The organism is Falsiroseomonas sp., assembly GCF_030695085.1.
Classification (GTDB): domain Bacteria; phylum Pseudomonadota; class Alphaproteobacteria; order Acetobacterales; family Acetobacteraceae; genus Falsiroseomonas.
Genome location: NZ_JAUYTS010000136.1, coordinates 1 through 8123, shown reverse-complemented (window position 1 = coordinate 8123; position 8123 = coordinate 1). Strand labels below are relative to the sequence as shown.

Annotated in this window: 6 protein-coding genes and 1 pseudogene; 5 read left to right on the top strand and 2 right to left on the bottom strand. The window is 71.3% G+C overall.

Annotation, left to right across the window (positions count from 1 at the left end):
- A pseudogene (locus tag Q8S40_RS14755) lies at positions 1–614 on the bottom strand (IS3 family transposase); the annotation flags it as partial.
- Positions 615–705: 91 nt separating this feature from the next.
- Here Q8S40_RS14755 and Q8S40_RS14750 point away from each other — a divergent pair.
- From Q8S40_RS14750 to Q8S40_RS14735, 4 genes are all read left to right on the top strand, one after another.
- Complete coding sequence (locus Q8S40_RS14750; RefSeq protein WP_305670974.1) at positions 706–3702, top strand: hypothetical protein; 2997 nt, start codon at positions 706–708, stop codon at positions 3700–3702.
- A gap of 93 nt (positions 3703–3795) precedes the next feature.
- A complete protein-coding gene (locus Q8S40_RS14745; protein ID WP_305670973.1) occupies positions 3796–4386 on the top strand; it encodes a LysE family transporter in 591 nt (196 codons plus the stop codon).
- A 99-nt stretch (positions 4387–4485) separates the two neighbouring features.
- A complete protein-coding gene (locus tag Q8S40_RS14740; RefSeq protein WP_305670972.1) occupies positions 4486–5481 on the top strand; it encodes a tripartite tricarboxylate transporter substrate-binding protein in 996 nt (331 codons plus the stop codon).
- Between the two features lie 11 nt (positions 5482–5492).
- Positions 5493–6323, top strand: a complete 831-nt coding sequence (locus tag Q8S40_RS14735; RefSeq protein WP_305670971.1) for a class I SAM-dependent methyltransferase — start codon at positions 5493–5495, stop codon at positions 6321–6323.
- A gap of 114 nt (positions 6324–6437) precedes the next feature.
- Here Q8S40_RS14735 and Q8S40_RS14730 read toward each other — a convergent pair whose 3' ends face one another.
- Entirely contained in the window at positions 6438–6623 is a 186-nt protein-coding gene (locus Q8S40_RS14730; RefSeq protein WP_305670970.1) for a hypothetical protein, read from the bottom strand.
- A gap of 255 nt (positions 6624–6878) precedes the next feature.
- Between Q8S40_RS14730 and Q8S40_RS14725 the strand changes: the two genes are divergently transcribed.
- On the top strand, positions 6879–8123 hold a 1245-nt coding region (locus Q8S40_RS14725), incomplete at its 3' end, for an SbmA/BacA-like family transporter (RefSeq protein ID WP_305670969.1).

Below are 8123 nucleotides of genomic sequence, written 5' to 3'. Positions count from 1 at the left end.
ATGTAGTCGAACACCTCTGCTCGGGCGGCGTCACGGGTCCGGTAGTTCTTACGGGCAAGGCGCTCGGTCTTCAGCGATGAGAGGAAGCTCTCCATCGCTGCGTTGTCCCACACGTTGCCCGACCTGCTCATGGAGCAGGTGACGCCATGGTCGGCCATCAGCCGCCGGAACCCCTCGCTGCTGTATTGGCTGCCCCTGTCCGAATGGTGCAGCAGGGCTTTCGGCCTGCCACGGCGCCGGATGGCCATGACCAACGCATCGGTGACGAGCTGCGCTGCCATCGTGGCGCTCATCGACCAGCCGACGACGCGGCGTGAGAAGAGGTCGATAACGACGGCGACGTAGAGCCAGCCCTCGACGGTCCAGATGTAGGTGAAATCGGCCACCCACTTCTGGTTCGGAGCCTCCGCCTGGAACTGGCGGTCAAGGATGTTGGCCGGGACTGGTGCCCGCTCGCCCCTGTCCGGCGGCAGGCCACGTCGCCGTGGCCTGGCCCGCAGCGCACCCTGGCGCATCAGCCGCTCGATCCTGTGCAGGCCGCAATCGACGCCGTCCGCCAGGACGTCGTGCCAGACCCGGCGGGCACCGTAGGTCCGGTCACTCGCCAGGAAGCTGGCGCGGGCCTTCGAGCTTTCCGCCGCTTTGCTTTGCTAATTAAGCTGGGTCATCAGCGCCGAGAGCAGGGATGAGGCGAAGGAGCCACCCATGAGCACCCAACCGGCCGCCCGTGTCCCTGCCGCGCTTGCCAAGCTGTCGCCACCGCGGCTCGGCCGTGCCTTCGACCGTCAGCGCCTGTTCGCGGCACTCGATGGTCTGGCCGACTATCCGGGTGTCTGGATCGCCGCTCCGCCCGGGGCAGGAAAGACCACACTGGTCGCCACCTGGCTGAGGGCTCGCGATCGGCGCACGCTCTGGTTCCAGGTGGACGCAGGCGACGCTGACGCGCCGACCTTCGTCGCCTCGCTCGACAGACTGGCAGCCGCTGCGGCCGGCCGGCCCCTCGACCTTCCCGCCTTCGGCGCGGACGACCTGCCGGACCTGGCGGGCAGCCTAAGTCGCCGTCTGCGCCTGCTGCTCGACCACCTGCCGCCCGAGTGGACGCTTGTTCTCGACAACCACCAGGACCTGCCACCCGACCACCCGCTGCACCATGCGATCGCCCGCGTCCTCGGCGAACTCCCGCGCGGCGTCGAGTGGATCTTCCTCAGCCGAGAGCCGCCGCCGCCGGATTACGCACTGGCGCTGGCGCGCCAGCATCTCGCCGTCCTGGATGCCGAGGCGCTGCGCTTCGACGAGGCGGAGACGCGTGATCTCGTGCGCCTGCACGGCCGACCGGAGGCCCTTGCCGCCGCGCTCTCTGCCGCCGAGGGCTGGGCCGCTGGCCTGACACTGATGCTCCTCGGCTCTCCCGCAGATGCGGTCCTGCCAGCCCCGGGGGCGCGGCAAAGGCTCTTCGACTTCCTCGCAGGCGAGGTGCTGCGAAGCATGAGCGCGGCGGAGCAGCGCGCGCTCGCGGCCATCGCCTACCTGCCGAGCGCGACGGCCACCCTCGCCCAGAAAGTCAGCGGCCATCCGAATGCCGCGGCGCTGCTGGAACGCCTCGCAGCATCGAGCCTGTTCACCGACCGGCGCGACGGGCCGGAGCGTACCTACACCTTTCACGCCCTGTTCAGCGAGTTGCTCCGCCGGCGCTTCGAGGCGACCGCCGCGCCGGAGGAGGTCGCGGTGCTGCGCCGGCATGCGGCGGCCGCACTGCTCCAAACCGGGGAGGCGGATGCCGCGCTCCGTCTCCTCGCCGAGGTCGGTGCCTGGGACGAGGCCGAGGCGGCGCTGCGCGGTGCCGCGCCGCGCTACGTCTCGGAGGGCCGCACCGGCGCGCTGCTGCGGCTGATCGAGGCGCTGCCAGCGGAATCGCGCGACAGCCTGGCCTATTGGCACGGCCTCTGCCTGCTCGACCGGGAACCGGCGTTGGCCCTGTCTCGCCTCGTCCTTGCGCATGAGGATGCGGAGAAGGCGGGTGACGGCGCGGCGGCGCTGGCCGCGGCCGCCGGTGCTGCAAATGCGCTGGTGTCGCTGGGACGGCTGCCCGAGCTCGACCGCTGGATCGCGGTCCTCACGCGCCACGCCGACCGCGCCGCGATCGTCGGCGACGACGCGGCGGAGATGCGCCTGGTGCCGGGGCTGCTCGCCGCCGTCGTCTACCATGCACCCTGGCACGATCTGGCCGAGCCGCTGGCCGACCGTGCGGAGGGGCTACTTCACCTCGACGCGGCGCTCGGCCAGCGGCTGCTGGTGGGGTCATTGGCGTTCCACCTGCTCTGGCGCGGTCATGTGGACCGGCTGGACCGTGTGTTGCGGCGCATCGACGCGCTGGCGGCGCAGGGCCGCGCGGCGCCTGTGACGATGATGCGCTGGCTCGGCGTCAGCGTCTCCGTCAAGGCATTGCTCGGCCGCAACGCCGAGGCGCTCGCCGATGCCGAGCAAGCCCTTGCGCTGGTCGAGGCCGAGCCGTCGCTCGCGGGACAGCGCGTGGCGGCGGAGAACATGGCGGTATTTGCCGCCCTCGGCGCGGTGGAGGCCGTGCGGGCGCGACGGCACCAGGACCGCGCCGCCGCGGCGTTGCACCCCGCCAATGCGCCCGACCGCACCGCCTTCGAGCACCAGCGCGGCATGCTGGCACTGCTGGAGGACGACCGGCCGGCCGCGCTGCGGCTGATGCGCGCCGCGGTGGCCAGCGCACGCGGCAGCGGCTTCCGCATGCGCGAGCACATCGCCCTCATCGCCAACGCCCTCGCCGCGGCGCACACCGATGCGCATGACGAGGCGCGCGATCTGCTCGACGAGGTCTTCGCCCACCCCTTCCATGCGATCTGCCGCTGGCACCATTGGGTGGCCGGCTGTGTCGCCGCCTACGCGGCGCTGCGGCGTGGCGACGTGCCGGACGCACTCGATCATCTTCGCCCCGCCTACCGCGTCGCGCGCGACTGCGGCTTCCGCCACGGGCCGATGCTGTTCTGCTGTGGCGACATGATGGCCCGCCTCGCGGCGCTGGCGCTGGAACACGGCGTGGAGCCCCAAGTCGCGCAGGACGTGGTGCTGCGCAACGACCTGAAGGCGCCACCTGAGGCCGGCGCCGCATGGCCCTGGGCGCTGCGCATCCGCGCTCTCGGCGCCTTCGAGATCGAGCGTACCGACGCGCCGCTGCCCTCCTCCCGCAAGGAGAGCCGGCGACTGCTCGAGCTACTGCGGCTGCTGGCTGCACATGGCTCCGCCTCCTTGGCGCAGGAGCGCGTGGCCGATGCGCTGTGGCCGGATTCGGATGGCGACGCGGCGCGCAACGCGCTCGACAATGCGCTGCACCGGCTCCGGAAATTGCTCGGCGGCGACGACCGCGTCCTGCTGCGCCAGGGGGCGCTGCAGCTCAACCCGCAGCGCTGCTGGACCGATGTCGGTGCATTGGAAGCGCTGCTCGCGCGGCTCGAGACCTGCCCCACAGGGGAGGTCGCCGCGCATGGCGCCGCGATCCTGGCGCTCTATCGGGCCCCGCTCCTGCCCGACGAATCCCTGCCGGTGGTCATGGAGCGCCGGGCAGTGCTGCACCGCCGCGTCCAGCGCGGGCTCGGTCAGGCGGCCGACCGGCTCACCCGGGCCGGCCTTGCCGACTCCGCGGCACGACTGCGCGAACCGCTACCCGGTCTCTAAGACCGCACCTGCCATCCCTGTCCTCGCGCCGCAGCGGGCCCTTCCGCGCCGCGCGAAGCGACAGGGAGAGCGGTCATGGAGATCTGGGCATGCTTGGCGGGGCAGGTGCTGGCAGGCTACGCGCTGGTCGCCATGACGCCGGGGCCAAACGTCCTTCTGGTGGTCAATGCGGCCGCGCTGCATGGCGTGAGGGCGGCGCTGCCGCGCTGCGCGGCGAATGCGCTCGCGGTCTGCCTCATCGCCAGCGCGGCGCACCTGGCCTCGGGCGTCCTGCCGCGCTCTGGCCCGGTGCTCGACCTCTTCGCCCTTGCGAGTGGCGCCCTGCTGCTGCTCGCGGCGCTCCGGATCGCCCGGTCTCGGCCGGCGGCGCAACCGACCCGCCAGAGCCTTCGCGCCGGCTTCCTGACGAGCTTCCGCGCCGCTGCGGTCAACCCGGTGACCATCGCGTACTTCGCTTCCGCCTTTGCCGGCCCGCTCGCCGGTTGCGAGGTAGCTGCCGGCTGGGCGGTCGCGGCAGGGGCCGCGGTGCTGTCGCTCGGCGTCTGCCTGGCCTGGGCACTGCTGCTCGGAAGGCCGGCTGTCCAGCGGGCGGTGTTCGCGCGCGAAGCGCTGTTCCGCCTCGGCATCGCGGCGCTGCTGGTCGCCGCGGCGGCCCGCGGGATCGCTGAGGCGGCGCCGTTCTGACTGCCGGGGCCGCCAATTGCTACCCCATCGCTAAGACGGTCCCTCGCAGAATGGGACAGGGGCCGGCAACCATGTCATCGGTCGGGAAGGAGATGCAGAATGACAAATCTCGGGCTTTCGCGACGCGGAGGGATATGCGGCGCCTTCGCGGCGGCCACGCTGACGCTGATCGGGCCAACGCGCAACGGCCTCGCCCAGGGCGCGTCGCTCAGGATCCTCTCCGGCGCCTCGCCGGGCAGCATCCCGGATGTGATTGCGCGGCGCTACGCGGAGCAGCTCGCGGCCCGGCTCGGCCGGCCGGTCGTGGTCGAGAACCGCGGCGGCGCGGCGGGTCGGGTCGCGGTCGGCGCGCTAAGGCAGGCGCCAGCCGACGGCTCGACGCTGCTGCTCGGGGCGGGCGCGGTCGCCAGCATCTATCCCTATCTGTTCCGGGAACTCGGCTACGACCCAGACGCCGACCTTCGGCCGGTGTCGGTCGCCGCCGAGGCGACCCTCGGCCTGGCGGTCGGGCCGGCGGTGCCGGCCACGGTGCGCGGCCTGAACGAGCTGCGCGACTGGACGCGCGCCAATCCTGCGGTCGCCAACTTCGGTTCGCCAGGCGTCGGGAGCCTGCCGCATCTGCTCCCAGCCAAGCTGTTCGCGGAAGCCGGCGTCGAGGCGACGCACGTGCCCTATCCCGGTGGACCGCCGGCAGTGGCGGACCTGCTGGCCGGGCGGATCGCCGTGCTGGCCCTGCCGGAGGGGCTTCTTCGGGAGCACCACGCCGCCGGTCGCCTGCGCGTGCTGGCGACCTCGGGTGCGGAGCGTAGCCCCTTCCTGCCTGCGGTGCCGAGCGTGGCGGAGCAGGGCTTCCGCGGCCTGGTCATGGGCGAATGGTTCGGCTTCTTCCTGCCGGGCGGCGCGTCGCCCGTGCTGGCGGAGAGCACGGCGGAGGCGATCCGCCAGGCCGCGGCCGATCCGGCGCTGCGCGCTGCCTTCAACACCATGGCGATGACGGCGGTCGCCGGGACGCCCGCGGCGATGAGGGGGCGGATCGCGCAGGAGCGGCCCGCATGGCAGGCCTTCCTCGCCGCCAGCGGCATTCGTGCCGACTGATGGCTGACGCCATGCAGCATAGCACCGAGGCCTGGGATCGGGCCGCCGCCGGCTGGGATCGCAACTCAGCTTTGATCCGGGCCTGGCTGGCGGAGGCAACTGAGGCGATGCTTGACGCCGCGCGGATCGGGCCCGGGATGCGCGTGCTCGACGTCGCCGCCGGCGCGGGCGACCAGACGATCGACATCACCCGCCGCGTCGGTCCGACCGGCGCGGTGCTGGCCACCGATGTCGCGCCTGCCATGGTCGCGCTGGCCGACGCGAATCTGCGCCGTGCGGCCCTCCCCTGGGCAAGGACCCAGATCGCCGATGCCGAGGCACTGGACATGGACGGCGCCAGCTTTAACGCAGCGATCTGCCGTCTTGGCCTCATGTTCTGCCAGCGGCCGCTCGTCGCGCTGCGGGGCATCCTCCGAGCGATCGCGCCGGGTGGGCGCTTCACGGCGCTGGTCTTCTCGCATGCCGAGGCCAATCCCTGCATCACGATCACCAGTCGCATCGCGCGCCGGTATGCAGGCCAGCCGGTTGACCAGCCGCCGCCGCCGGGGTCGCTTTTGAGCCTCGGCAAGCCGGGGCTGATGGCGGAGCTGCTCGCCGAAGCCGGGTTCAGGGATGTGACCGTGCAACCGCTTGCGGTGCCCTTCTGCGTACCGAGCAGCGCGGACTACCTCGACTTCGTGCGCAGCGCAGGCTCGCCGATCCTGAACCTGCTGCGGCTGCTTCCACCCGATGACCAGCGGAGGGCTTGGGACGAAATGGCTCTCGAACTTGCTCAGTTCACGAAGGCGGGCGGATGGGAGGGTCCGAACGAGCTGCTGCTGTGCGTCGGCGCACGACAATGAGCGATGGTAGCCCAAGCGATCTTGCCGTCTTCGTCGAGCAGCGGCCGCGACAGGCTGCGCTTCAGCTCGACTCGACCAGCCTAGGCTGATCGATCCGGTCCGTAGAGTATGGCTTCAGACCTTACCAAAGGCGTCCAGTGTCTCGAAGCCGCCGGGGTGGGAGCGGGAGCGAGCGCCGCTGGCCGCCTCGGCGTGGTCGCGCTGTTCGGTGGCCGACAGCAATGTGTGGGGACGGCTGATCTGCTTCAAGCGCGCCCCGGCCTCCGGCTTGTCGGGTTTGGCACCGGAGTGCCACTGCATGGCGAGGCACATTAGGCCTTGCGGAGCGCCGCCAGCTTCGCATCCCGCGCGACGCCGAGGATCGTGTAGGGATCGTCCACGGGCGCTGCCCTTCGCGGCGGGAGATCCATCCGTTACAGCAACACAACGCAAGGGAGCCGGCGCAGTGGCCCTCGGATCGCTGGCCTGATGCTCCCACTCGCTGCCGAGGCCCGCACTTCGCGCGCGTCGGCAATCAGGCCGACGGGTCGCTGTCCGCTGCGCTATGCTGCCGCAATGACCGACAAGTCACCACCTGCCGAGCCGTTCCGGGCCGTTCTCCAGGAAAGCCTGGGCGCCCGGTCGAACCATACCAAGCGATTCTTCCGCGACTTCATGAGGCTCTCCGGCCCCTACTGGACGTCTCGGCAGGGTTGGCGGCCGCGCCTGCTGGCGGCGACGCTCGCCCTGCTCGTGGTTGCCCAGGTCGCGCTGGTGGTCTGGCTCAATCTCTGGACCGCCGATCTGTTCGACGCGCTGGAGCGACGCTTGACCGACCGCGCGATGGAACAGATCGGCGTCTTCGCGATGATCATGCTCGGCACCATGGCGACCAACACGGCACATCTGACGGTGCGCCGGTGGCTGCAATTCGACTGGCGCCGTTGGCTGACGGCGCGGGTCATCGGGGACTGGATGCGGGACGCCCGGCACTACCAGGCCGACCGTATTCCCGGCGACCACGCCAACCCGGACGGGCGCATCGCCGAGGATATCCGCATCGCGACCGAGGCGGCCGTCGATCTGGCCAGCACCTTGTTCTACTGCGTGCTGCTGCTGGTGACGTTCATCGGGATCCTTTGGTCCTTGTCGGGCTGGATCCAGGTGGCCGGGGTGGCGGTACCCGGTCATCTCGTCGTCCTTGCGTTCGGCTATGCCGGAGCCGGTGCCGTCGTCGCCTTCATGCTCGGGCGGCCGCTCGTGCGGGCCACCGACACGCGGCAGACCCGTGAGGCCGAGTTCCGCTTCAGCCTGGTGCGGTCCCACGAAGGCGGGGAGCCCATCGCCGTCGCGCGCGGTGGACCTCTCGAACGCGAACGGCTCGAGACCGTCTTCGGGACGATCGGGAAGTCATGGCGCGACCAAACGGTGGGACTGGCGCGTTTGATGACCTTCTCCTCGGGCTACGTGGTCCTCGCCGGCGTGCTTCCCGTCCTTGTCGGAGTACCGCGTTTCCTTGAGGGCACGCTGTCCCTCGGCCGGCTGATCCAGTCGGGGCAGGCGTTCCAGCAGGTCACCGCCGCCCTGTCCTGGCCGGTGGACAACCTGGCCGTGATTGCCGGGTGGCGGGCCTCGGTGGAACGGATCCTGATGCTCGATGAGGCCGTTCGCCTTGCCGCCGCGGAGGCCGCACGCACCGGGGAGACCGCGATCAACCTGAACCGTACGCCTGAGCCCTACATCGGCGTGAGGGACCTGTGCATCGCGGCGCCCGACGGCACGGCCATGCTGTCCGACCTCACGCTGACGGTGAAGCCGGGC

Bases quoted from the DNA above. Each gene is read 5' to 3' on its own strand.
- Q8S40_RS14750 (WP_305670974.1), top strand. From the start codon at position 706: ATGAGCACCCAACCGGCCGCCCGTGTCCCTGCCGCGCTTGCCAAGCTG.
- Q8S40_RS14740 (WP_305670972.1), top strand. From the start codon at position 4,486: ATGACAAATCTCGGGCTTTCGCGACGCGGAGGGATATGCGGCGCCTTC.
- Q8S40_RS14735 (WP_305670971.1), top strand. From the start codon at position 5,493: ATGCAGCATAGCACCGAGGCCTGGGATCGGGCCGCCGCCGGCTGGGAT.
- Q8S40_RS14730 (WP_305670970.1), bottom strand. From the start codon at position 6,623: ATGCAGTGGCACTCCGGTGCCAAACCCGACAAGCCGGAGGCCGGGGCG.